This window comes from Pseudoalteromonas sp. J010, from assembly GCF_003934235.1.
GTDB classification, from domain to species: Bacteria; Pseudomonadota; Gammaproteobacteria; order Enterobacterales; family Alteromonadaceae; genus Pseudoalteromonas; species Pseudoalteromonas peptidolytica.
This window is the reverse complement of sequence record NZ_RDBW01000005.1, coordinates 31,562-56,605: the sequence shown is the minus strand read 5'-3', so window position 1 is coordinate 56,605 and position 25,044 is coordinate 31,562. Positions and strand designations below refer to the sequence as shown.

At 42.7% G+C, this 25,044-nt stretch carries 21 protein-coding genes and 1 other RNA gene; 15 read left to right on the top strand and 7 right to left on the bottom strand.

Annotated features, from left to right (window positions below; all coding sequences use genetic code 11):
* The first annotated feature begins 1 nt into the window (after position 1).
* The 10 genes from EAG18_RS04165 (at position 2) to EAG18_RS04120 (ending at position 8,354) form a co-directional block, all read left to right on the top strand.
* A complete protein-coding gene (locus EAG18_RS04165; RefSeq protein WP_125251143.1) occupies positions 2-1,183 on the top strand; it encodes an ABC transporter permease in 1,182 nt (393 codons plus the stop codon).
* A 44-nt stretch (positions 1,184-1,227) separates the two neighbouring features.
* Positions 1,228-1,598: RNase P RNA component class A (rnpB, locus tag EAG18_RS04160), an RNA gene on the top strand.
* A 227-nt stretch (positions 1,599-1,825) separates the two neighbouring features.
* The gene (locus EAG18_RS04155; protein ID WP_125251142.1) at positions 1,826-3,301 is read left to right on the top strand and encodes a serine hydrolase domain-containing protein; all 1,476 of its coding nucleotides are present in this window, start codon (positions 1,826-1,828) and stop codon (positions 3,299-3,301) included.
* A gap of 189 nt (positions 3,302-3,490) precedes the next feature.
* Positions 3,491-4,510 (top strand): tRNA dihydrouridine(20/20a) synthase DusA, encoded by a 1,020-nt coding sequence (gene dusA, locus EAG18_RS04150; protein WP_125251141.1) that lies wholly within the window; start codon positions 3,491-3,493, stop codon positions 4,508-4,510.
* A 179-nt stretch (positions 4,511-4,689) separates the two neighbouring features.
* A complete protein-coding gene (locus tag EAG18_RS04145) occupies positions 4,690-5,346 on the top strand; it encodes a PspA/IM30 family protein (RefSeq protein WP_125251140.1) in 657 nt (218 codons plus the stop codon).
* A gap of 47 nt (positions 5,347-5,393) precedes the next feature.
* On the top strand, positions 5,394-5,603 hold the full coding sequence (locus tag EAG18_RS04140; protein ID WP_125251139.1) for a PspC domain-containing protein: 210 nt from the start codon (positions 5,394-5,396) through the stop codon (positions 5,601-5,603).
* Between the two features lie 23 nt (positions 5,604-5,626).
* Positions 5,627-5,968 carry a hypothetical protein gene (locus EAG18_RS04135; RefSeq protein ID WP_125251138.1) on the top strand — a complete coding sequence of 114 codons (342 nt, stop codon included), beginning with the start codon at positions 5,627-5,629 and terminating at the stop codon, positions 5,966-5,968.
* Positions 5,969-6,060: 92 nt separating this feature from the next.
* Complete coding sequence (locus EAG18_RS04130) at positions 6,061-6,585, top strand: copper chaperone PCu(A)C (protein WP_125251137.1); 525 nt, start codon at positions 6,061-6,063, stop codon at positions 6,583-6,585.
* Positions 6,586-6,601: 16 nt separating this feature from the next.
* Positions 6,602-7,588: a DUF2333 family protein gene (locus EAG18_RS04125; protein ID WP_125251136.1), complete on the top strand. Its 987-nt coding sequence runs from the start codon at positions 6,602-6,604 to the stop codon at positions 7,586-7,588.
* A 4-nt stretch (positions 7,589-7,592) separates the two neighbouring features.
* Entirely contained in the window at positions 7,593-8,354 is a 762-nt protein-coding gene (locus EAG18_RS04120) for a TIGR04219 family outer membrane beta-barrel protein (protein WP_125251135.1), read from the top strand.
* Between the two features lie 269 nt (positions 8,355-8,623).
* Here EAG18_RS04120 and EAG18_RS04115 read toward each other — a convergent pair whose 3' ends face one another.
* Positions 8,624-9,502, bottom strand: coding sequence for a TIGR03899 family protein (locus tag EAG18_RS04115; protein ID WP_125251134.1), 879 nt, complete (start codon positions 9,500-9,502; stop codon positions 8,624-8,626).
* Position 9,503: 1 nt separating this feature from the next.
* The gene (locus tag EAG18_RS04110; RefSeq protein ID WP_125251133.1) at positions 9,504-9,986 is read right to left on the bottom strand and encodes a hypothetical protein; all 483 of its coding nucleotides are present in this window, start codon (positions 9,984-9,986) and stop codon (positions 9,504-9,506) included.
* A 220-nt stretch (positions 9,987-10,206) separates the two neighbouring features.
* Here EAG18_RS04110 and EAG18_RS04105 point away from each other — a divergent pair, with 220 nt between their 5' ends.
* A complete protein-coding gene (locus EAG18_RS04105; protein WP_125251132.1) occupies positions 10,207-12,405 on the top strand; it encodes an EAL domain-containing protein in 2,199 nt (732 codons plus the stop codon).
* 173 nt (positions 12,406-12,578) lie between these two features.
* On the top strand, positions 12,579-12,833 hold the full coding sequence (locus EAG18_RS04100) for a hypothetical protein (protein WP_125251131.1): 255 nt from the start codon (positions 12,579-12,581) through the stop codon (positions 12,831-12,833).
* A 304-nt stretch (positions 12,834-13,137) separates the two neighbouring features.
* On the opposite strand, the gene EAG18_RS04095 is transcribed toward EAG18_RS04100, so the two are convergent.
* The 4 genes from EAG18_RS04095 to coaBC form a co-directional block, all read right to left on the bottom strand.
* Positions 13,138-16,083: a TonB-dependent receptor gene (locus EAG18_RS04095; protein WP_125251130.1), complete on the bottom strand. Its 2,946-nt coding sequence runs from the start codon at positions 16,081-16,083 to the stop codon at positions 13,138-13,140.
* Positions 16,084-16,303: 220 nt separating this feature from the next.
* Positions 16,304-19,072: a prolyl oligopeptidase family serine peptidase gene (locus tag EAG18_RS04090; protein ID WP_125251129.1), complete on the bottom strand. Its 2,769-nt coding sequence runs from the start codon at positions 19,070-19,072 to the stop codon at positions 16,304-16,306.
* Between the two features lie 98 nt (positions 19,073-19,170).
* Positions 19,171-19,758 (bottom strand): nucleoid occlusion factor SlmA, encoded by a 588-nt coding sequence (gene slmA / locus EAG18_RS04085; RefSeq protein ID WP_125251128.1) that lies wholly within the window; start codon positions 19,756-19,758, stop codon positions 19,171-19,173.
* Positions 19,759-19,913: 155 nt separating this feature from the next.
* Positions 19,914-21,110 (bottom strand): bifunctional phosphopantothenoylcysteine decarboxylase/phosphopantothenate--cysteine ligase CoaBC, encoded by a 1,197-nt coding sequence (gene coaBC / locus EAG18_RS04080; protein WP_125251211.1) that lies wholly within the window; start codon positions 21,108-21,110, stop codon positions 19,914-19,916.
* 244 nt (positions 21,111-21,354) lie between these two features.
* On the opposite strand from coaBC, the gene radC reads away from it, so the two are divergent.
* The 3 genes from radC to rpmG all read left to right on the top strand — a co-directional run bounded on the left by radC (position 21,355) and on the right by rpmG (position 22,868).
* Positions 21,355-22,029, top strand: a complete 675-nt coding sequence (gene radC / locus EAG18_RS04075) for a DNA repair protein RadC (protein ID WP_125251127.1) — start codon at positions 21,355-21,357, stop codon at positions 22,027-22,029.
* 434 nt (positions 22,030-22,463) lie between these two features.
* A complete protein-coding gene (gene rpmB, locus EAG18_RS04070; RefSeq protein WP_099643122.1) occupies positions 22,464-22,700 on the top strand; it encodes a 50S ribosomal protein L28 in 237 nt (78 codons plus the stop codon).
* A gap of 12 nt (positions 22,701-22,712) precedes the next feature.
* A complete protein-coding gene (gene rpmG / locus EAG18_RS04065) occupies positions 22,713-22,868 on the top strand; it encodes a 50S ribosomal protein L33 (protein WP_010364212.1) in 156 nt (51 codons plus the stop codon).
* 93 nt (positions 22,869-22,961) lie between these two features.
* Here the strand turns inward: rpmG and EAG18_RS04060 are convergent, their stop codons facing one another.
* Positions 22,962-24,938, bottom strand: coding sequence for a winged helix-turn-helix domain-containing protein (locus tag EAG18_RS04060; RefSeq protein ID WP_125251126.1), 1,977 nt, complete (start codon positions 24,936-24,938; stop codon positions 22,962-22,964).
* Positions 24,939-25,044: the final 106 nt, after the last annotated feature.

Here is a 25,044-nt window from a genome sequence, read left to right as displayed (position 1 = left end):
AATGATAATAAAAACAACACTTCAATTTTTAGCGTATCGAAAACTCCCTTATTTGTTGATGGCCGTTATTATTGCCTTAGCCTTGTTGGTGATGGTGAATGCCGCAGCAGTGCTGAATAAAGCACAAGGAGAGATAAAGCACACGCCTCATTTTGGTGAAACAACATTCTCGGTATGGCTCAAGTACCTTGAACAGGATGTTGACTATGATATGCAAGCGAAAAAGGATGAGGCAATACTACTAGCGATGGCTGAAGTGGAGACTGTCAGTTTTGCGACCCCCGTGCCATTTGGAGGTGGCGGTCCTGAGCTGAAGTTACAGCAGCCCAATAGCAATGATGAATTAACCAGTAGTGTGTTTTATGCCGATGAGCAGTTTGTCCCAACCCTGGCGGTGGACATCATTGCAGGTAGAAACTTTACTTCGAATGATGTGGTCAGTAGTGATGAAGATACCAGTGTGGCCTTAATCAACAAGGCGCTCGCACTCAAGTTGTTTGGTGAATATTCTGTTGTTGGCAAAGTTATCACCGCAGGTGATAGTAGCTATACCGTAGTAGGAGTGATTGATCCGCTGGTGGGCGCAAACTTTAAATCTACACGAGGCCAGTTTGTGGTCGTGTTACCTCAAGTGAAGCTGGGCAAGTGGACATCGATGTTAGTGAAATTTGCGCCAGATACAGACACCGCGATAGCACAAAGTATGCTGGAGAATGCGCTGCAACAGCAAGCGCTAAAGCGAGTAATAGCAAAAAGCGGCGCATTACCAAGCTATCGCGCTGCTGGACTGAGAAAAGATTTTGCATTGAGCGCTATGCTATCTGCTGTGATGGGGGCATTTATGTTGGTGGTTTTTGCAACTGTCTGGGGGGTCGTAAAGTTTAACTTTGTGGCGAGACAAAAAACTATGGGAATATTACGTGCGCTTGGGATCAGTCACCGTAAACAAAGCATTGCCGTTGCCGGAGAGTTTACTCTTGTTTGCATGCTTGGGGTACTTTTGGGAGGATTGCTATCGCTATTGCTGAGTCCTTGGTTGCAAAGTCAATTTTCAATAGAGCCACTTCAAGCCGAGTATATACTTGGATTCGGAGCTGCTCTGCAAATACTGGTGTTAGTCATTGTTCAACTGCACCTAATGAAAAGCCAAAAGCAAACTATTGCGGAAACAATTTATCAATAATGGGCTATATCTATTTGGCATAATACTGCGTATAATCCACCGCCTGAGTCAGCCGGATAATCGCTGCCTGTGACGAAAATGATCAGGGGGAGGAAAGTCCGGGCTCCAATGGGCAGGGTGCCAGCTAACGGCTGGGGGGCGTGAGCCTACGACAAGTGCAGCAGAGAGAAGACCGCCTAAGTCCTTCGGGACCGGTAAGGGTGAAAGGGTGCGGTAAGAGCGCACCGGGCCACTGGTAACAGTTGGTTGCAAGGTAAACTCCACCCGGAGCAAGACCAAATAGGGTTCCTTATGGTGTGGCCCGCATCGGAACCGGGTAGGTTGCTTGAGCCTAGGAGCGATCCTAGGCCTAGACGAATGATTATCGATCTCCCTCGGGAGAGAACAGAACCCGGCTTATAGGCTGACTCACACCTCAAGCGTAAACATCCCAACATGAGATGTTTACGCTTGAGACTTCCACTTTACTACTTCTTGTTAAATACACCACTTCTTTGTCCATCTCACCACTTTTTATTAATTCTTTTACTACAAATGGCTCTAGATCTAATTTAACCTTTTGATTATAAATGAATTTTAATATTGGTATAGTACTTGGAAAGATAGCACTATCTCTCAAACGAAATGAGCAATGGAACGAACATGTATAAGAACAACAAAGTATTATTATCAACTGTGTTATGGCTTGGCACGCTGTTATGGTCAGCATTATTTTCATCTTTGGTCAAAGCTGAGTCGGTCGATAAGCTGATCAAAACCCTCATGAAAGAAAGACACATTCCGGGCTTACAGTTGGCCGTTATTAAGGACGATAAAGTTGTTAAGCAAGGAAGTTATGGTTTTGCAGATTTACAGCATCAAGTACCAGTGACGGAGCAGACATTATTTCCGATTAACTCGATGACAAAGGCGTTTACCGGTGTTGCAATTGTGCAGCTCGCTGAGCAAGGCTATTTAAATATTGATGATGAAATTGGTAAGCACTTACCGGAGTTACCAGAGGCTTGGCAGCCACTCAAAATTAATCAGTTAATGGGTCATACAACTGGGTTACCGCCTATCCTCGAATTAAGTGCTGGCTTAGAAACCATTGTCCCAAACGATGCAGAGGCCTCATGGCAAGCTGTACAAAAGCAGCCTTTTCAATTTACACCTAATTCGCGTTTTAGTTATAACCAAACTGGCTATGTGATTTTGGGTAAGATTATTGATAAATATGTACCAGAAGGGTTTCCTGCTTTTATTACCAAGATGCAGTTAGCACGCGCCAATATGCCGCAAACGGCGCAAGCTGGATTTGATTATCTTGAACGCATGGTGCCTCATCAGGCTCGTCAATATATTCATTTAGGTGAGGGGAACTATAAAAACTTTTACGGTGAATTCCCTTACATACTAAGAACTGCAGCAGGAATGAGCTCAACTGCAACAGAATTGGCTAATTATCTTGTATCGTTACAACAAGGTAAACTAATTAAAGAGCTGGATATGCTATGGACACCAGTTAAGCTGAATAATGGTCGCACTGAGGCCTTTAACAACAAAGAAAACGGCTATGCAATGGGCTGGCAGGTAACGCAGCGCAAATATCACTCAGCGATCAGTGCCAGCGGTGGCGACGCGGTGACAGTGATCACCTATCCTGAAGACAAGGTGTCAGTAATCGTGCTTACTAATCTACTGGGCGGGTTACCCATTACTTTTGTCGATGATATTGCCGCATATTATATTCCAGAATTTAATGAGCCAAGTAAGCAAAAGGCCTATCAGCCAATGGCATACTTATCGCAGCTCACAGATGAGCGAGGCTTTAGCAACTTTGCCGCGACGTTTGCAACAGCGCAACAAGATACTGGCGTAATGTATGATTTAGAGATTTTGGTGGAGTGGGGCAACAAACTTGTTGAAAATGGCGAAGTTAATAATGGCATTGAAATCTTTAAATTTGCGCTGACGCAAAATAACGAGCAGCCCTATTACCACAGCAGTATCGCACAAGCGTATGAGTTAAATAAGCAATATGCACAAGCGTTTGCGCACTACCAGCAACTACTTACCATCAACCCAAATAGCCAGTTTGCAAAAAATAAAATGGCGGAAGTAGAGCGTTATCTATAAGTCATCAAAAGGCCACAAGCCCGGCAGGTTAAGAGCCGCAAGTTCAAGGGCTTGCGGCTTTTTTGTGTATTTATACTTAAGAAGTATTAGAAGCTGCGGTATAATACGCAATCACCTATTTGAGCTATGTACTGCTATAGATAGTTAGTGCAGCTCGCTGATAGCAAATCTGATTGAGAAAGTCATACCATGAGCCAACAACCAACTCCGCCCTTAGCGCCACAAACACCGAACCACTGCGTTGACGCCTTTCGCCGCTTTAGCGTTGCACCCATGCTGGATTGGACGGATCGACATTGCAGAACCTTTCACCGTAAACTGACAAAACATGCGGTACTTTATACTGAGATGATCACCACAGGTGCGATTATTTTTGGTAAAGGGGATTATTTGGCATTTGGTGCGCATGAATTGCCGGTAGCGCTACAGTTGGGTGGCTCTGATCCTAAAGCATTAGCAGAATGCGCTAAACGCGCAGAAGAATATGGCTACAGTGAAGTAAACCTGAATGTAGGCTGCCCGTCAGATCGTGTGCAAAATGGTCGCTTTGGGGCGTGTTTAATGGCTGAACCTCAGCTCGTTGCCGACTGTGTGGCCGCAATGAAGGCGCAAGTGAGTATTCCGGTTACAGTAAAGACACGCATCGGTATTGATGAACAAGACTCTTATGAGTTTCTTACGGCGTTGATTGAAGCTTCAAAGGCCGTTGGCTGTGATGATTTTATTATCCATGCTCGAAAAGCGTGGTTGCAAGGGTTAAGCCCGAAAGAAAATCGCGAGATCCCACCGCTTGATTACCCCCGTGTTTATCAATTAAAGAAAGACTACCCTGATCTGCACATAAGTATTAATGGTGGTGTTAAAACCCTTGAGGAGTGTCAGCACCATTTGGCTCATCTTGACGGTGTAATGGTTGGCCGCGAAGCCTACAGTAACCCGGTTATGTTGTCGCAAGTTGATGAGCTACTGTATGGCGAAGCTGCGTTTACGCAAACTCGCCATCAGGTGGTAAGAAGCATGTATGACTACTTTGAAAGTGAGATGTCGAATGGCGCAAACTTTTGGCATATCGCGCGTCATATGTTGGGTATTTTTCAAAACCAACCTGGTGCGCGAGGCTTTCGCCGTCACTTATCAGAAAATGGCCACAAAAAAGAGGCTGGTATTGAGGTGATGGAAAAGGCACTGTCTTTTGTGCCTGAAGTGTAAAATATATTACTCCCACCTTCAGTGTGAAAAAGGCGATTTTATCGTCTTTTTCACTATTTAATGCTTTTCAATTAATCTAGCTACCTTCTAAAAAATATATAACCTCATGATTTAATTCTGTTTTTATTTTTGGCACGGCTCTTGGAATAGTTTAACTATATTATAAAAGGAGCCGAACAATGACCATCATCAACAGAATTGAAGATCTTATCAAAGCAGAATTTAACGCGTTACTAGACAAAGCTGAAGATCCACAAAAACTGACATCTCAGTTGATTCGTGACTTAGAAGAGGCGCTAGCTGACTGTCGTGCAACCGCTGCGGAGTTTATTTGTCAGCAAAAAATTGCACAGCGCCAAATTGAGCAAGCGAATAGCGCTTCTGCAACGTGGCAAAGCAAAGCTGAACATTCACTTGAAAAAGATCGTGAAGATCTCGCTCGCTCTGCCCTTGAGCAAAAGCAGCGAGAAATAGAAAAAGCGCAAGAAGCACAGCAAAAGGTTGATGACCTAGCCCCTGCACTAGAAAAACTCAGTGCAGATGCTGATAAGTTGCAAAGCAAAATTCAACAGTTGAAAGCAAAAGAGAAAGGAATGCTACGCCGTCTGGAGGCAGGGCAAGCAAGGCTAAATATTAAGCAAACACTAAGTAGTGATGAAATGCGCTCAGCGACACGCAAATTTGATGAGTTGGAGCGTAAAGTGGCGCGGATAGAGGCTGAAGTTGAGTCTTACGATTTGGGGCAGCCTGATGTGTGGCAACGCTTTGAAGATGAGCAAAAGCAACAGAAAATTGACGATGAGCTGGCACAATTGAAGCAAAAAATAGCGAGCTAAGCTCGCTTTAAATGACGGCTGAACAACTAAAGCAAAAGGGGATTAAGATGAAAAATAGATATCAATCAACACTGTCTCAAATGAATAGTTCAAAGAAAATCGGCGGCGTTTGTGCGCAATTAGCACAACGCTTTGATATGCCAATTTGGCTAACGCGTTTACTTACAGTACTACTGTTTTTTAAGTTCCCAATGTTTGTAATGTTGGCTTACGGTGTGGCGTGGTTTGCGATGCCAAAAGCCAAATACGATAACTAAGACAAGGTGGCGAGGTAGGCACTATGAAAGTTGTTGCCGGTATATTTTTTGCGTTGGTATGTTTATTGGCGCTTTCGTGGGTGTCGCTACCACTAATGTGGCTGGACATCAGCGACTTGCAATTGGAAATGGGTGTTGACCTAGGTTGGGTCGGTTTTGAGATATTGGCGTTGCTTTTGGCAATCGTGGCCTTGGTGGTAATAGTTGCACTCCTTAGTGCGGGTATTTTAGGTCTACTCCTTATCGTGTTCATTGGGCTAGTAATGACACTGCTATTTAATTCGCTGATTGTCCTATTTCCACTCATCTGTATTATTGCGATAGTGTGGCTAGTGGTTGATAAGTCTGCTCAGGCGCAAGCTTGAGCCTTTGACTTATATTGATGTAGGAGATAAAAACACGCTAAATTGGGATCTGTGATATAGTTATTTGCAGTATAATTCCAAGGAAAGCCAATATGAAATCAAGTGTAATCAAAACCTTATTTTTTGCTTTATCAACTTTTATCGGCTTTAACGCTTTTTCTCATCAAAACGATGAGCAAGCTCACCATCATCATAGTTCTGAGCAGCTTATGGTACACAGCGCGACGGTGCGTGCGTTTTTACCGGCAGCGCCCTCAACAGCGGGTTATCTTGTTATCGACAACCCAACCCAACACGACAAAATACTAGTGAAGGCGTCGCTTGAGGGGGTGAAACGCGTTGAAATTCATGAACATATTCACAAAGAAGACATGATGACTATGCAGCGTGTTGATGAGTTGACGATCCCAGCAGGAAAGTCAGTGGTATTTCAACCTGGCGGGTATCACTTAATGGTTTTTGAGCCACTTAAGACACTAAAAGTCGGTGATAAGCACAAGCTTACGCTATATTTTGCTGATGGTGATCGAGTCTACACGATGGCAGATATCGTGGCACTTGCAGATATGTTTGGTGGTAAAGCAAAGTCAGACACACCACATCACACTCATCATTAACTCTGTGGGGTATTAAATGGGAAATCATACGGGAAAAATCATCTCTGGTATTATCGCTGTCATACTGCTTGGGTATGTTATTGCTGTTTACTGGAGTGTCGAGCCGGATCAGTTTGACGTTGTCGCAGCTGCAAAGGCAGATGCGCAGAAAAATGGTAATACATTAGTTACTGGATATGTGACAACACATACCTTGATAAAAGTGACGGATACCTTGCTGAATAAGCCTGGAGGCTATTTATCTAATGATATGATGCCACCAAGTGTAATAATGGATAATATGCCTGCTTGGGAGTATGGCGCGCTTGAAATGACACGAGATCTTACGCTTTCGATGCGCAAAGACTTCAGTCGTTCACAATCTCAATCGACAGAACACCCAAGTTTAAAATTAGCTCAACCACAGTTTAATATCAGCTCAACGGCGTGGATGTGGCCAAGTGCTGAAGGTGAATACCAAAAAGGCAATGATTTGTTGCGCCAGTATTTGACGCAAATTTCTGATAACAGTAATCGTGATAGTCAATTTTATGCGCGCGCTGACAACCTGAGAGCTTGGCTAAAAGAAGCTGAAAAACGTATGGGTAGTTTAAGCCAAAGACTCAGCGCCAGTGTTGGTCAAGATAGGCTGAACACAGATTTAGCTGGCGACTCGGCTGCTGATCAGGCAACATCGGCTCCTAGTCATAATGTGGTGAAAACCTCTTGGTGGAAAATTGACGATGTATTTTACGAAGCAAGAGGCGCCACCTGGGCGTTGCTGCATTACCTAAAAGCAGTTGAACATGATTTTAGGCCGGTACTCGAAAAGAAAAATGCGTTGGTGAGCCTCCAACAGATCATTAGAGAATTAGAAGCAACACAGGAAACAGTGTGGAGCCCTATGGTTTTAAACGGTAGTGGGTTTGGCTTAGTGGCGAACCATTCGTTGGTTATGGCAAATTATATTTCGCGAGCCAATGCGGCTCTTATCGAACTTAGTGAACTTTTAGCGCAAGGATAACATCATGAAAAAACACTTTTTAGCAGCGGCATTATCTCTCGCTTGCCTAGCGCCGGCTGCGCATGCAGATACGGTACTTGGACTTTATGTCGGTGCAGAAGGGTGGGATACCGAAACCGAAGGAAGCTTTGCTGAAAAAGGCAATATGCAAACCTTTAATTTTGACGACGAGACGCTTACTAGCTTTTATGCGGCATTGGAGCACCCAGTACCTTTAGTGCCAAATATCAAGTTGCGCTACACCGAACTCGAATTAGCGGGTCAAACGACGCTGACCGAGTCTTTTGACTTTGGCGGCCAAGTGTACACGGTGGGTACCAATGCAACGACGAGTGCCGATCTAAACCATATTGATTATACGCTGTACTACGAAGTACTAGACAGCGACTTGTTGACGTTTGACTTTGGTTTGAACTTCAAACAATTTGACGGCTCAATTATGGTTACAGGTACTGCGAATGGCCAAACTAGAACGGAAGAAGTTGAGTTTTCGGGCTTTGTACCTTTAGGTTACTTACGTGGTGAAGTTGGATTACCATTAACTGGGCTGAGCATTTTTGCTGAGGGCAGTATGTTGGCGATTGACGATAGTAAAATTCAAGATTATCAAGTAGGTCTTGCTTACGAGTTCATCGATAATATGGCTGTTGATGTTGCCGTTAAAGTAGGTTATCGCTCAATGGTACTTGAGTTAGATGATATTGATGATATTTATACTGATTTAGATGTATCGGGACCTTTTGCTGGGATCCAGTTACATTTCTAACTTAAAAACAGCTATAAAATGATAAATAACCTGAGCTTTAGAGCATTAATGCCTTTCTAGCAGCCGGTTTTAGCGCTAACTGCGTTGAATTCACTCCCAATTGCCAACTATTGGGAGTGAACTCGCCTTGCCTACAGAATGTAGGTGCCTTAGCGAGAGCAGGATACGGGAGCGGAGTTTTCCCTAAAGCTCTGGCTAGACAAGGGGAAAACTAAGTTGTGTTTTAGCAACAATGAGTTGGAACATTCTTTATCCAAACCTCTGGTTAGTTATCTACTTTCCCACTCTAGTAAAAACTCATTCTCTAGTGCTTTTTCTAGTAGTTGCTTATAGTTTTTGTTGATTGGATTTTGTAGTAGCTTTTTCAGCTCATCTCCTGTCTGCGTTAGTTTGTAGTAACTTAATACGAGGTCATTAGACTTGGCTGTCAGTGTGAGTTTTTTACGCTGATAAACCAGCTGCATAGATTGCCCTTTTTGCAAAGAAGCAGACTCTATCTCTTGTCGATACAGGATATTGATATCCATAAGTGTCAGTACGTTCGGAAAGCTTAACCCCGCTTGGCTAAGGTTTACAGATTCAGTACTGCCTTTTCTCAACAAATCAAAAATAGATGGCTTTTTATAGTAACCGTGAAGTATCAAATAGCTATCTTCTTTTTCTAAGTAACCGCAAAGCGGTGCACACTTTTGTAGTGCCGTTGCTTCGCGTTGTGTCATCATTTTCAATGTTTGCAAACTTTTAATTGAAAATGTACCAGGGTTGATACTTTCGCCGACTAAAATCTTTGCCCATAACTTTTGCATTGAGTGATTAGCAATGTCTTCAGCCATCGTATTAAAGTGCGCTAGCCAATCTGGATCTGGTCGACCTCTTGAAGTTACCTCAGGGCAGATTGTGAGTGACATGCCCATAATGGTTTCTAAATTTTGCTGCTGTTGGATTTTTATCAATTGCTGGCGCTTTAGCGCGCGCTTCAGCGTGCTGTGCGGGGTGCTGACGGTATATTGATTATCTTTGTTCTTATCAGACTGGTAATGGTCATTTTGTGTCACGAGAGGCGTGATCCTTTTGACCATTGGGTAGCCAAGCTGCTCTTCAATAGAAAGTGCCAGTGCTGACTTTACCTGTGCATTTTTGACTGCCATATCATGCTCTTAATTTATAATGTGTGTTCATATGGTTAACGGCGGAGTCTGTGATTTGCTGCAAATATTGCTGCATAAATAGGGCAATAAAGCTTCCTAAAAATGGAGTATTCACTCTGCCTTCGATGGAGACCATTAATTGTGTATCGGCTTGTGCAGTCAATAAGTTAAGGGTTATGTTGGCAAAGTGTTCATCATCAATATATAAAGATAACCCAAGATGTTGAGCCGTACTTTTGGTCACGGTTAACTCAGCTTCGCCCCATGGGTGGACTAAAACCGCTGAACTACCTACGTGTTGCTTCTTTGGGAGTATTCGAAAATAAACACTCTGTGTTGATTGCCAATTAAATAGTGTTGGCCAGTGAGTTAACACAAGGGGAGTTAGCGCAGTGTTCGTTACTTCAGCTCTGCTTTGCTTCACTACTTTATAGTCGTGCGGCATCGCTAATCCTGAAATGATAATCAGCAATGCTAGAAGCATCAGTGTTCTCATGGGAGTCGATAGTCGTTTGATACAAAATCCTCTTTAGTAAAAAGTATGCTAAATCATCTATTTTGTTCTATGCTCGACTATAATATTTCACGTTTTTTAATCAAACTGAACTGTAATAGTAAAAATGTACCATATTTTATTTGATGGTAAACACTGCGTTGGATCAGTGCCTATAATGAAAGAGTAGTACGGATTTAAAGGGTAAAGCATGGCACCTGAGCAAGATGATTATTTGTTTGCAGAGCACGATGAAGTTACTCAAGAAGAAGAAATAACAAGTGCTTTTTGGGATGTATTAGTTGTTGATGATGACCCAGAAATCCATTCTGTTACTAAACTTGCGCTGTCAAACCTAGAATTTTGGGGGAAAAGACTCAGGTTTTTGCATGCCTATTCAGGCGCTGAGGCAATCGAAATACTAAAACAGCAAAATGACATTAGCATTATGCTGCTTGATGTTGTGATGGAAACCGATGACGCTGGTCTTAATGTGGTGCGTAGGGTTCGTGAAGAAATTAAAAATATGGCAGTGCGAATTATCATGCGTACTGGTCAACCAGGTTATGCGCCTGAAGAAAAAGTCATTAGAGAGTTTGATATTAATGACTATAAAATGAAGACGGAGCTTACACGTAGCAAGCTTGTTACCTCCCTACTTACCGCAATTCGATCTTATCAACAGATCTGTGAACTTGAAGCCCAAAGCCATGCGCTTGAGCACATATTAACTGCTTCTCGAGCCATACTTGGTCACACCGATATGAGTTCCTTTGCCGCCGCAGTGGTCGCACAATTGGCTAATATACTAAGGGCGCCTGGTGAAGGGGTGGTGATAGGTTCCCCTGAGGATGAGGTGCACTTGCGGGTGTTTGGTGGTAGTGAGGAATATCGAGCATTTTTTGGTCATGGTATTGAGCAGCTCGATAATGGCCGCGTTATCATGCAGGTGCAAAACTGTATTGATACAGAAACACATCAATCTACCGAGCACGATGTTACATTTTTACTGGAGAGTAAAAACAAAAAAGCTGCGATATTCTTAGAGCTGGAGGCTGAGCCATCCGCGGCACAACTGAAGTTTGCGGAAATATTTTTAACTAATGTTGGTGTCGGCTTGGACAATATTAAATTATTTCACGAATTACGTGAGGTTGCGTACAAGGACAATCTCACTAAACTTCCAAACCGCACTAATTTCATTGAGAAGATTGAGGGCTACTTTAACCAACAGCAGTCGCTTGTATTTATCCTCATCGATATTGCCCAATTTTCAGACATTAATAATGGTTTGGGACAGGAGGTTGGTAACTTGTTACTGCAAGGGGTTGCAGAGCGTATTGCTATGGAATTTCCTGAAGCCCAGCTGATATCAAGGATAGGTGCTGATGTCTTTGGTTTGTTATTAGCAGAGGCACAATTTGACGAAGCATCATTTATAGACAACTTATGCGTACCATATCAAGTTGGTGAACATGTATTGACAATGCACTTTCATATCGGCGTATGCCGCCAAGAAGACTTTCAGGCGCAAGGTATAGAAACCCTAAAGCTGGCATATATTGCCTTGAACCAAGCTAAACAATCTAGTATTCCACTTGATTGGTATACGCCTGACCTTGAAGAAAAAATGGCTTGGAAGCTCGGCTTGATCAGGCAGCTTCGCCAAGACTTTGAGATGAATAAGCTAGAAGTGTGGTATCAACCACAATTTTCTATTGCAGATCGAAAAGTGATTGGCTGTGAAGCGTTACTAAGGTGGCCTTCTGGTAATGGTAACTACATTTCACCAGGGATTTTTGTGCCTTTGGCAGAGAATGTAGGCTTAATCGTTGAGATAGGTCAGTGGGTGCTAGAGCAAGCTTGTCAACTACAAGCGACTTTACAGCAGCAAGGGTATGGTAATTTAAGTGTTGCGGTGAACGTATCAGTACCCCAATTTAAAGTTCCTCATTATGCACAGCAAGTTAAAGATACCATCCGTGCTTTCAATGTCGATCCCAAGCATATTGAGCTAGAAGTCACAGAAAGTGTCGTTATGGACGAAGTTAACGCGGTGATTAATACACTACAAGAGTTGCAGGAGTTTGGTGTTGAAGTCGCCATTGATGACTTTGGTACAGGCTTTTCTTCTTTAAGTTATTTACAAAGACTGCCGCTTGCCAGATTAAAAATAGACCGCGCTTTTGTGAAGGATATACCGCATGATGACAGCGGTGCTATTGCTGATCTTGTGATCTCGCTGAGCCAAATGCTAGGGCTGAAGACGATTGCTGAGGGAGTTGAAACAGAAGATCAAATGGCGGTGCTACAAAAGCTAGGATGTGATGAAGTACAAGGGTTCTTGCTTGCGAAACCGATGCCAGAAAAAGCCTTACTTGAATTTTTGGCGAACCAAAAAACGAATTAAAGGTGGCAACAGTTGGAACGTGTACGCGATCTGATTATCGCTTCTATGCTTATCAAAGTCTCTAGCTACTGACATCTGCCTTCCGGTATTCATTTTGATTGAAAAGTGTTCATATTTAGTAGATAGTATTTCTCTGGATTCGGGACTTTTACAGTAATTTAAGGAAAATCATCATGAAATATGTCTTTACTATATGTATCGTGCTAGGGCTGAGCGCATGTAGCACCACAACATCAGTGGTTAAAAGTGGCGAAGAAGTGGCACAAAATGAAGTACAGTCACGAGATAAACTATATTGCGAACAAGATATTATTACCGGCTCACGCTTCACCAAAAGGCGTTGCCGTACTGCTGAGCAAAAAGCAGCGGCTGAACAAGAAGCAAAAGAAATGCTACGACGTCGAGCATCATCTGTTGGTACTCAATAAGCTACAACGGTGGTTAAATAACTTAAGCTTAGGATAATTACTGCCTTTCTAGCTGTCAGTTTCGGCGCTAACTGCGTTGGATCCATTTTCAATAACCAGCTATCGTATTGGTACGTAAATTCGCCTTACTGACATGGTATAAATCCTCAGTGAGAGCATGGCGCATAAGCAGTGTTTCTCCTTAAGCTCTCTAGTTAGACAAAGATTATAATTAACTAATTCTTAAAAAAAAACAATGGGTTGAAGCACTCTTTATTCGGCCTCAGATTAAGTAAAAAGCCCCGATAGGGGCTTTTTTGTTTTTTTACATTCTGAAAGTAAAGCCTGCGAAAATATAACGGCCGAGAATATCATGGAAACCAGGGTAGGTATTACCATTTGCTATACCGGAAGGACCATCAGGAACTAAAGGCGGCGTGTTATCAAATACATTATTAACACCGGCTCTGAAAGATAGATTTTCCGTCGCATTCCACGTTGCAGCAATATCTACATAGTCTCGTGCAGTAAGCGGCACTAGCACCGGTAGTTTTGAAGGATCAGCGAGTTCCTCAGCTGTTGGGCGGTAAAACTCCTCTACTTCGCTAACATAACGATACGTTGCTGTGATATTGATATCCCATGGCGTTACCCAAGTTGTTTTGAAGTTATAGCGCATGTCTGGAACTGGGTTCTCACATACGTTCTTATCCCACTTTCCTGCGCATTCATCAACGATACCACCTGGAGAGTTTTGCGTATCAAACTTTTCCATCCATGTACCAACCAATGAGAATCTAAGTAGGCCCATATCCTCTGGTAACGAATAACGATATGACGCGTCAAAATCAATACCTGAAGTCTCTACACTACCAATATTGGTGTCTGTTGAGGTGACCGCATCTTCGCCTACCCATAAAGAGCCAGTGCTACCACGGTTGATCAGATCACAGAACTCTGCGCTATTATTAACAGCACATTGTTCTACAATATAAGATACTGGGAATGGCTGAATAGCGTCTTTGATGGTGATATCAAAGTAGTCGATAGCAATATCAAGTCCATCTAAAAACTCAGGCGAGTAAAGTATCCCAAAGGAGTAAGTGTCAGACTTTTCTGGGCGCAGATCTGGGTTACCAGCTTGCACTGAGTTGTACTGACCAGCGGGGTTTAGTAAGCCGTCGGAACCATAACGTTCTGCTGCTAAGCCAGTCCTTAAACACTGTTCTAAAGTGTAGGTGGGGTTAGCGCCACCACACGGATCATCCCAGTTTACAAGCTCCAGCGATGAGGGTCTAAATAAGTCTTGGATATTACCTGCTCGAACTGCTCGTTGATAACTTGTGCGTAGTCCTAAGTCATCGTTAATACGAACATCAAATGCGGCTTTGTAAGTGTCCGTTTGCTTATCTGTCGAATAATCTGAATAGCGATAGGCCAGTTCTAGGGTAATGTAATCTGCAAACGAGGTATCTTCTACCAATGGGATATTTAACTCAGTAAAGAACTCGTTGACATCAAATTCCCCAGAGACTGGTTTTCTTGGACCACCTTGACCTGCGCCATCATTAGTAATGAAGTTGTAATCTGGGTTGAACTTAATAGACTCTTTTCGGTGTTCAAGACCCAGTACAATTCCCACACCAGTTGATGTTCCAGGAACTATAACGCCATAATCTGTCAGATCACCAGTTACATAGCCGTTAATTTGCTTTGAGCGAGTATCACCGCGTGCGAATAATGGAATGGTAAGATAATCAATCTGATCTTGGGTGATATTATCTAAATCAAAGATATTCCAAGGTACACAGTCAGGATCACTGCCATCGACAACTGACTGACAAACAATATTACCTTGGTCGTCTCGTGTTGCTTGCAGTGCCTTGCTGATCTTACGCTTAGAAAGATCATTCAGATAGGTTTGCTCGTAAGAAACGTTGCCGTAATTAAAAAAGGCATCATAAGTCCAGTTATCATTGATTTCACCGCGCATTCCCAGTACGAAACGCGTTGAGGTATGGCGAAGATCGTCTTGGCGTGGGCCACCTTCGACATTACGCTTACCAACGAAAGCGGTAACTGCACCATCGACGGCATGGCCATTTGGACCACACAAGGTTTCACGTTGTGAATCTGAGAGCAGCGGGTTATCACACTTTATAGATAGCTCATCATTAAAGAAGGAACCAGAAGGCGCGATTTGGGCAACAGTACGGTTGTCCATATAATTCAGCTCAGCGTAAAAAGTGTGCTTGTCCGTCAGGTTATAATGACCTAATAAACCGAATGTCTTACGTTTATCTGGACGCTGGAAGTAGTTAAGTGGGCCATAGTTGTAGACTTTACCGTTACGGTCGACCAAATCTCGGCCCGAAACCGTATAATCAAAAGTATCAAAGTTGGTTAAACGTACAGTGGGGATAGTACTTGAGCCACTACAAGTTCTTACGCCTGCATTGTCTTTACTTCTATCACGCTCCATGTCCATCGCACAGGCGCTAAAGTCACGAGAGTCTTGGCGAATATCATCAATATCACGCCATGTCATATAGCCGGTGATATTACCTTTGTCATTATCTGAGTTAATACCAAAAATAACTGAAATATCATGAGTATCCCCGTCGGTTACAGAAGAATCAGGGATATCGAACCCAGCTGCATTGAGTGCTCGCTGCATATCTTTGTGGTCATTTTTATGATTGTAAACACTGCCTTGATAGTCGACTTCAAAACCTTCAAAGTCGTCTTTCATGATAAAGTTTACAACACCTGCAACAGCATCAGAGCCATACGTCGCTGATGAGCCACCAGTCAATACATCAACACGCTCAACTAGTGATGCGGGGATTTGGTTAACATCAGCGCCAACCCCATCAAGTCCCGCAGGAGAGCCCGAGGGCAAGCGGCGACCATTTACCAAGACTAACGTTCTTGAGGGGCCTAGGTTGCGAAGATCTACGGTTGCAGTACCTGTTGCACCGTTAGCAGTACCTGAAGTTTGATCAGCGAAGACCGCTGGCATGTTGTTTAGTAGATCTTCAACACGTGTAATACCTGCAATTTCTATATCTTCTGCAGTTAGGCTGGTTACCGGGCTTGCACCAGTCATTGCAGCACGTTTAATGCGAGTACCAGTGACTTCGATCCGCTCAACATTATTGCTAGCAGTGGTCTCAGTTTCAGCATGAGCAATGCTGGAGATACCGGCTGTTAATGTTGTACAAGCAAGCAGTGAAAGCCTAATCGTCGCCGTTAGGTTTGAAAGTTTCATCTTATTTCCTTATATATTTATTTGTTTGCGTTATAGGAAAATTATCCTGCAACATCGAAGTTACATGTCATTGAACCTATATTCAACACTTAGCTGTTAATTTAGTCAGTAACAAAATGTGAGTATGGCGAATTTGCTTGATGATAAAGTGGTATAAATATATTGAGGAGGGGGGACTCAGGCACGATAACATGAGTTATCACACCTGAGTGTTAAGGATTTACTGCTCGGCTTTAAACGCCTCTCCAGAGGTTATCCATTTAGCTGGTGGCATCCCTTTTAGGTGGTAGTCAAAATATTCTTTCATTCGAATTGAAAAATCGACTTGGTTAGGGAACTGTTTCAGGTGGTGCGGCTCACCTTCGTATTGTAAGAAAATAGCGTCTTTATCATGTCTTCTTAATGCTAAATAGTATTGAATACCTTCTTGCCAAGGTACTGCGCCATCTTTATCGCCAAACATGATGAGAATAGGCGTATTTACTTTATCTGCAAAAAACACCGGAGAGTTTTCGATATATAAATCGGGTGCTTCCGTCAGTGTTTTACCAATACGGCTTTGCCCTGATTCATACTGAAATTGTCTCGCAAGGCCTGACTTCAAGCGAATACCACTGTACGCAGAGGTCATGTTTGAAACCGGTGCACCAGAGACAACTGCTTTAAACATATCCGTCTGGGTGATCATAAATGCACTTTGGTAGCCCGCCCAAGAGTGACCTTGCAAGCCAATTTTTTCAGGATCCGCAACACCCATATCTATCAGCGCTTGAGCTGCATTGATCATGGTTTGTGTAGATGACGGACCTGGATGACCCACCTCAAAACGAATATCCGGTAAGAATATCGCATAGCCATTTGAAGTGAACATCGGGAAGTTTGGCCTGTGATTTAGCTCCATTTTTGGGAAGTCATACATACGCTGACTCATATAACGATAGAAATAAATGACCACAGGCACTTTATCACCAGCTTTATAGTTGGCAGGTTTGATTAGTACACCTTGTAGTGCTTCGCCGTTATAGCCCTTGTATTGCACAAGCTCAGGCTTTTGACCCCAAGCAAAAGTTTGTTGTTGTGGATTCAAATTAGTGAGCTTGGTAGGCTGAGCGAACTGGCCATTTGTGACCCAGTAATCAGGAAATTCATGATAGGACTGCCTAGTTACTAAGTAAGTGTCAGCGTCTTTAGATTTCTTGACTACACGATGTTTTGATTCACCTGTTAACACATGCTGCAACTGGCCGTCTTTTAGTGCAAGTGTGGCGATATGTGTTTGCTTATTTTCGAGGTTATGTGCCCGCAAAACCATGGTGTCATCAGCCTTAAAGCCAAGGCTATCTTTAGGCTTATATTCAATGCGGTATTGGGTTTTTGTTTTGTAACCATCAGTTAAGCGTGTCGCATTAAATGTGCTGGTATCAAATGCCCAAATGTCATATTTACTGTAAGCGTAAAGTACGGAGCCATCAAGCTGCCAACCAGCAAAACCATAGCCAGAGTTTGGTCCGGGGTAATCGTGCTTGTCATCAACAAATATCGCCTCTTTTACCGCTTGGCTAATGGCTGTGCGCTTTTGAGTGGAGAGTGCTGTTAACCACAGTTGCTCGCCGTCAAAATATGCAGCATGTTTACCCGTTGGTGAAAGGCTTGGACGATTGGCACTTTCTTTTACGATGAGCTGGGCATGTCCAGTATTGACGTTTACAGCGTAATAATCTTGATAAAAGCCTTTATACATGATTTGTTTTAGATAAGGCTCATCATTACTACCTAATACAAAGTTTGCATTGCTACGTAATGTAATGCTTGGCACCTGTTGGTTTTCAAGTTGTACTATGCGCTGGCCATTAATATGAAACACCGCTTGGTAGTGTTGATCGCGGCGACTTTCATTCCATGTTTTTATTTCTCTGGGCTTTATCTCAAGATCAGCGTTATGCCAAACTTTTAAACCTTTTTGCTCACGGATTGTGTCGTAATCATAAAGTGAGCGCTCACCTTCGTATTTAGCTGCTGGTACTTTTGCCTCCAAAACCGGGCGGTTTTCAAAAAAGAGACGAGTACTATCTTCTGACCATTCTAATTTTGCAGTCTTGCCTGAAAACCAACCGCTGGGGTTAGTGATGTCAGTCAGCTTATTGTCTACAGGAGACCATAGTTTTAGCTGATAGTCGCGGCGGCGCTTATCATCGTTAACATAGTTACCTAAATAAAATGCAACTCGCTCGGCATTTGGCTGCCAAGCAATATCACCTAAGGTTACGCCTGGCTCATCTATCAAGCTGGTAAGTTGAAGATTTTGTAAATCAACAAATGCGACGCGGTTTTTTCCGCCATCTTCGCTATGTTGGCTGACAAGGATACCGCGGCTGTCTGGTGCTAAATCATAAGCTGCTATGTTGTCGTAACGAGTACTCTTGTTGGTTGTGAGGTCGGTGACAACTAAGGTAAGTGCTTGGTCTTTCTTATCTGCTGTGATTTTCAGATCGCTTGAGGCTTTTTCGTCTTTGGCTGCTGACTCTGCTTGCTTAGCACTCTTTTTATCTTCCCGATATACCAGCCATAACCCATCATCTGATAGTTGGTAATCCTTCACATCAGCAAAGGTGTGCTGCGCTTTAGTGCGTGTATTGACTAACACTAAGTTATTTTTTAGCGCTTTTTTTTCTTTTTTACTGGCAGTTTCTTTAGCGAGTAAAGTGGGAACCTGAGTAAAGCCAACCCATTGTGCATTTTTATTAATGACAGGGTTTGTGCCGCGTGGCACGGTAGCGATTAAGGAATGATTTTGTAATGCGTACACTTGCCCTTCGCTATCGCCACGGTAGGGCTTAGCGCTCAAGCCAAGGTACTTTCCTTGCTCGGACATGACGGTGCCATGAGGGTAACGAAAATCAAAAACGTCTTTAAATTCAAGACTGGGCTTTGCTGCAAAACTGCTAGCACTGATGAGTGCTGCGCTTAGCAAGGATAGTTTTAAAGTCATAAGATGAGCATTTTAGTTAATTATTTATTGTATTTTTATCACTTTTATCTGTGAAACTAAAATGCTCTGCGGTGTGAGGTGGCTATTAAGCGACTAAATCACAGCCAAATTTTCTCTAGTTCAACCCATTGTTTATCAAACTGTGCTGTTGGCTTTGCTTTAAAGTCACTGCGCACAAATTGGTTCATTTTGCCTTCAACAAATGCCAAAAAGAAGTTCGCAAGGACACTTTCCTCACTTGTAAACGCCTTGCCTTCACGAAGCTTGCGCTCTCTTAATACTTGTTTGAATTGTGTTTCTAACTTTTCAAATAAGCTTTGCACGCGCTCACGCAAACGCTCTTGTTCACCTTGCAAAGCGTCACCTGTTAGGATCCGCGTGATCCCTGGGTTTTTTTCGGCGAAAGTAAGTAGTAACGTCAGAATATTGTAAATGCGGCTACGCGTTTCTTTTTCATTTTCTAAAATTAAATTGATACGCGATAGTAAAGTATCTTCGATAAATTCAATTAAGCCTTCAAACATTCGCGCTTTACTCGGAAAGTGGCGATATAGTGCAGCTTCAGATACACCGACCTCGGTGGCCAGCTTAGCGGTGGTGATACGTTGCCCCGGACTGGTTTCCAGCATCTGTGCGAGAGATTGAAGTATTTGCTCTTTGCGATTACTGCGTTTTGTCGCTGGCATGAAATTTCCCTTATTTTTCTAATTGTTATGTTTTTTGTCGGGTTTATTAAGCACAGAGAGTAATGCACAGCCATGTAAACCCCGACTCGTTTACACGCTATCGAGGTATCATGTTAATGTTTTATTCAGTTTCTTTCCAGTTTTTTACATGAAGGTTATTTTATCTTTTCAGCAATGGCTTGCATGACAGTGAGTGCTAACTCTTTTTTGCTAGATTGGGGAAGCTCTATTCGTTCTTTTTTCCAATAAAGGGTCAGTGCATTGTTATCAGAATTGAAGCCAACATTACTATTCGATACATCATTGGCACAAATCATATCTAACCCCTTATTGATTAATTTGCCTTGTGCATATTGTGCAACATTTTGTGTTTCCGCAGCAAAGCCGACGGTATAAGGGCGCGATGTGGGTAAGGCTGCAACGCTGGCAATAATGTCTGGATTTTTGGTGAGGGTAAGCGTGATCTCATCACCTTGCTTTTTGATTTTCTGACTTGCAACGGATGCGGCGCGGTAGTCTGCCACCGCGGCACAGCCGATAAAAATGTCAGATTGTGGAGCATACTCCAGTGCAGATTGGTGCATTTGCGCTGCACTTTCAACGTTAATGCGTTTACAACCGCTTGGAGTGGGTAGTGAAACTGGCCCTGCTATTAGGTTGACTTTGGCACCCAGTGCATGTGCAGCCTCGGCAAGGCTAAAGCCCATTTTTCCAGAGCTATGATTGGTGATGAAGCGTACAGGGTCTAGTGCTTCACGTGTTGGACCTGCTGTTATCGTTACTGTTTTTCCTGCTAAAACTTGTGGTAAAGGAGTAAGTACATTAAGGCAAAGCTGGACTAATTCGTGTGGTTCAAGCATACGACCAGCACCAACATCTCCACACGCTTGCTCGCCTTTCCCAGGCCCCCACACGTGTACATTGCGTGATGCGAGCGTGCTTAGGTTTGCTTGCGTGGAGAGGTGAGCATACATTTGTTGATTCATAGCAGGTGCAATAGCAACTGGCGCAGGGGTGGCTAGTAACAAGGTCGTTAGTAAGTCATCCGCTATTCCGCCAGCCATTTTCGCTATCATGTTAGCAGTTGCTGGTGCGACTAAAACAAGATCTGCCCACTTCGCAAATTCAATGTGACCCATCGATGCTTCAGCTTGTGGATCAAGCAAAGAGTCAGACACTACTTCTCCAGATACCGCTTGCATGGTCAATGGAGTGATAAAATGTTTTGCTGATTCAGTCATCACTACTTTGACATCCACGTGCTGCTCTTTTAAGCGTCGCACAAGTTCTGCGCATTTATAAGCAGCAATACCGCCACTGATCCCAAGTAAGAGACGTTTATTTCTTTGCATGTGAGTTTTATACATTGATGGGGTTCATAGCGTTAAGATAACACAGTCTGTATTTGCTTTTGAATAATCGAGCACGGCAGCTAAGCTTAGTTTACACAAATTAGCTTTATACTTGTTCAATTGGAAGAGAAGTAATCGAATACAAACAAGTTCAATGAGGCTGCAAGGGAGGTTGTAATTAATTAGTCGCAGTTTAGGTTAATTGAGCAAATTGCTAGGAAATCTACTAGATAAGGGACATATCATGCAAATATCCGCTTTACCAAAGTCGGCTAGACCGAGAGAAAAACTGATTAAATATGGCGCACAAGCGCTCAGTGATGCTGAGCTGTTGGCTATCTTCTTGCGCACCGGTATTCAAGGGTTGAACGCTATTGAGTTGGCTGAGTCCTTATTAGAACAACAGCAAACACTACAATGTCTATTTAACGCATCGTTGGAAGAGTTTTCTGCGTTAAAAGGGTTAGGTGTTGCAAAATATACCCAGTTACAAGCCGTGTTAGAGTTGAGTCGTCGCTATTTGAGAGAAGAATGTCAACGAGATACTGTGTTTCACAATCCCAGCGCGGTGCGCGAATACTTAACTGCTCAGCTGCGAGGACTTGGGCATGAAGTCTTTATGGTGCTTTATCTAGATAATCAGAATCGTCTAATAAAAGATGAAGTGTTATTTCATGGCACAATAAATAGCGCATCGGTGTATCCAAGGGAGGTTGTTAAAGCTGCGCTTAAGCATCATGCCGCATCGGTTATTTTTGCCCACAACCACCCATCAGGAGTGGCTGAACCAAGCGAGGCTGACAAACTTATYACCAACAAGCTGCAAAAAGGTCTGGGGCTAGTTGATATCAATGTGCTGGATCACTTAATTGTTGCAGGCAATCATTGTATTTCTTTTGCTGAACGAGGGCTTGTTTAGACAATGATATGACTTTGTTGTTGCGGACATAAAATTTCAGGGGTTTTAGTGTTGTTTGGACTTTGCTCCTCAACTTTAACGCAGATGTTGTAGAAATAAGTACAAAGTGGATGGCTAAGAGTGAAAATCAAACAACAAAAATAAATAGCTAGAAATGAGGAAAATAAGAATTTTGCTCGTTAAATCAGCATATTTGTATAAATTTTATAAATTAGTTCAATTTAAATGCAGTTTTTACTTTCCTCAAGGGCTTCGGATCATTATAATTGGCCGCTATCAAATTTACCCATGAGCTGATTTCAGTAGGATCAGATCCTTGATCTCTGCCTGTAGATACTGTATAAAGAGCGCCCTTTGATTTTACCTAGGGCACGCAGTTAAAAGGCCTTTAAGGGAAAATTAAGCTCGAGCGAAGTTATTGGAGATACATAGACATGTCTAAAGTCTGTCAAGTTACAGGTAAGCGCCCAGTGGTTGGTAACCACCGTTCGCACGCGCGCAACGCTACTAAGCGTCGCTTCCTACCTAACCTACAAACACACCGTTTTTGGGTTGAAAGCGAAAAGCGTTTCGTTTCTCTACGCACTACTACTAAAGGTATGCGTATTATCGATAAAAAAGGCATCGACGCGGTACTAGCAGATATCCGTGCTCGCGGCGAAAAAATTTAAGGAGCTTAAATCATGCGTGATAAGATCCGTTTAGTTTCTACAGCTGGTACTGGTTATTTCTACACTACCGACAAGAACAAGCGTAACATGCCTGAAAAAATGGAGATCAAAAAGTTCGACCCTAAGGTTCGTAAACACGTGATCTTCAAAGAAGCGAAAATCAAGTAATTCGTTTCAAGAATCAATAAAAACCCAGCCTCGGCTGGGTTTTTTGTTTTCAGCTAAACAATCCTTTGTTTAGTTGTTTAGTTGTTTAGTTGTTTAGTTGTTTAGTGATAGCCGCCAAAGCTCGCCGCTGGGCTGGTTTAGCTGTGCAAAAACAATATCCCCATTTGCTAACACATCAAATTGACCAATAAAGCTTGATGGCAGCGCTAGGTATTGTTTTTCTTGATGTGTGCTGAGCTCAAACTGCCAAATATGGTTATCTTTTTCATAGTATAATGCGTTGCCTCTTGGCCGCCAGTTTAACCAATTTCTAATCGCCACATCAGGAACAATCAGAGACTCTAGGCCTTCCTGTAGCTGCCAAATACCTGGTTGGCTAAACTTGGTGAAATAAATAGCATCACCATGTGCATAACCACTGTATCCTCCCTTTGTGGTGAGCTGTTGGTGTTTGTCTGTATTTAAGTTGACTGACCATAATTGCCAACTACCTGAGCGTTCACTGCTGTAGATTATCTCATCATCATGTTTGCCATAGTTAGCAACATAAGCTTTTAATTCGTCACTGATAACTTCAGTTACATGCTGTGATTTGGTATCAAATTGATAAATTGCATCTCGATACTCAAACAGGACTTTTGAAGCATCATGATTAAGTGTAAAGCGTTGAAAATTAAAAGTATGTGGTAGTGGCGTAGCGACATTGGTTTGTGTGCTTGTATCGACAGACCATAAAGCTGAATCAGCACCATGATCAGAGATGTACCATACTTGTTGTGAGTGGTTTGCACGGGGCAGGCGGTTAAGTGCTTGGTTATTAACGACAGGCGTTATGGTGTTTTCTGATATATCAAAGAGTTTAACTACACTCGTGAGCTTATATTGATTAAACAGCAGAGTATTATTGCTATTTAACAGAGTAATACTCTCTATAGGGGCTGTGAGTTTGTGTACCAATGTCACCGCTTTATTACCAACATTAGCACTGTAGATACTATTTGCATCAGTAAAGTACACTAATTTGTCATCAGCTGACCATGTTATCGATGACAAATGGTGAGGGAGCGCAATAGTTTGCTCAACAGTCATCTCTGGATAGCGATAAATCGTTAAGCGGTGTTTATCTTCACCAAGGTACGTTGCAACACTAAGTTTGTCCTTTGCTTGAGACAAACTAAAAAGGTGGTCGCCTTTCAGGTTTCCTGTTGCTGGAGGGAGTGTAAGCTGGGTATGTCTACGAGTGTTGAGGTCAAAGCGGTAAAGTCCATAGCCACTGTGTATGTTAGTGCGCTTACGATAGATAAGCTCTTGATGGTTTCTGCCCCAACTGAGTTTTATATTTTCTATTGCTTGGCAGGGGAATAGTGTCTGTGTTTTTTGTGCTGTTATATCTAGTTGTTTAACTGAACAGTTTTGTTCATCATCAATATAGGCAATGTATTTTGCATCTTGGCTCAGTGTTTGCGCTCTCAAGTTACCACTCAATAACTGAATGTTTGTGCCATTACGGTTGAGCCAAAGCTCCGAGTATGGTGGAGAAATTGGATGCAGATAGCTAAAGCTCTTTGATAATGGTGCGCCACTTAATTGTAATTCAATACCATTTTGACTAGTCAACTTGTGTGGAACGAGAGGCGAGGCGTTTGGTTGTGCTTGAAAAAAGTAAGCTACGAATAGCGCTATACAAATACTAAATATGAATGTAGCCGCTATTAACGGAATATTTTTGCGGCTCGAAACCGTAGGAGTGACATCTTTGTGTAACTGCGTAACCGCAGGTACGAGCCGATATCCAAGTGTTGGAATGGTTTCAATATATTCATTTTGTCCATCTAACTTATTGATATGTTGACGTAATGTAGAGACCGCTTTATTTACGGCGCTTTCTGTAACAATACGCCCCAGCCATACTTTTTCTATTAATGTATCGCGAGAGACAACATCACCACCGCCTTCAATTAAGGTGAGTAGTAATGAATAAGGTTTAGGCTCAAGCCTGATAGTACTCGTGCTATTTGTCAGCGTACGATTAACAGTATCAAACTGAATTGCTGCAAACTCATAGCGCATCTCTTTTTATCCCCTTGATTTTATTATTTATATTTTATGGTAATGAATTCGTCATGACGATTTCATATTAAATCGTCGCGCTTTATCCCGTGGTAGTTAGAGTACA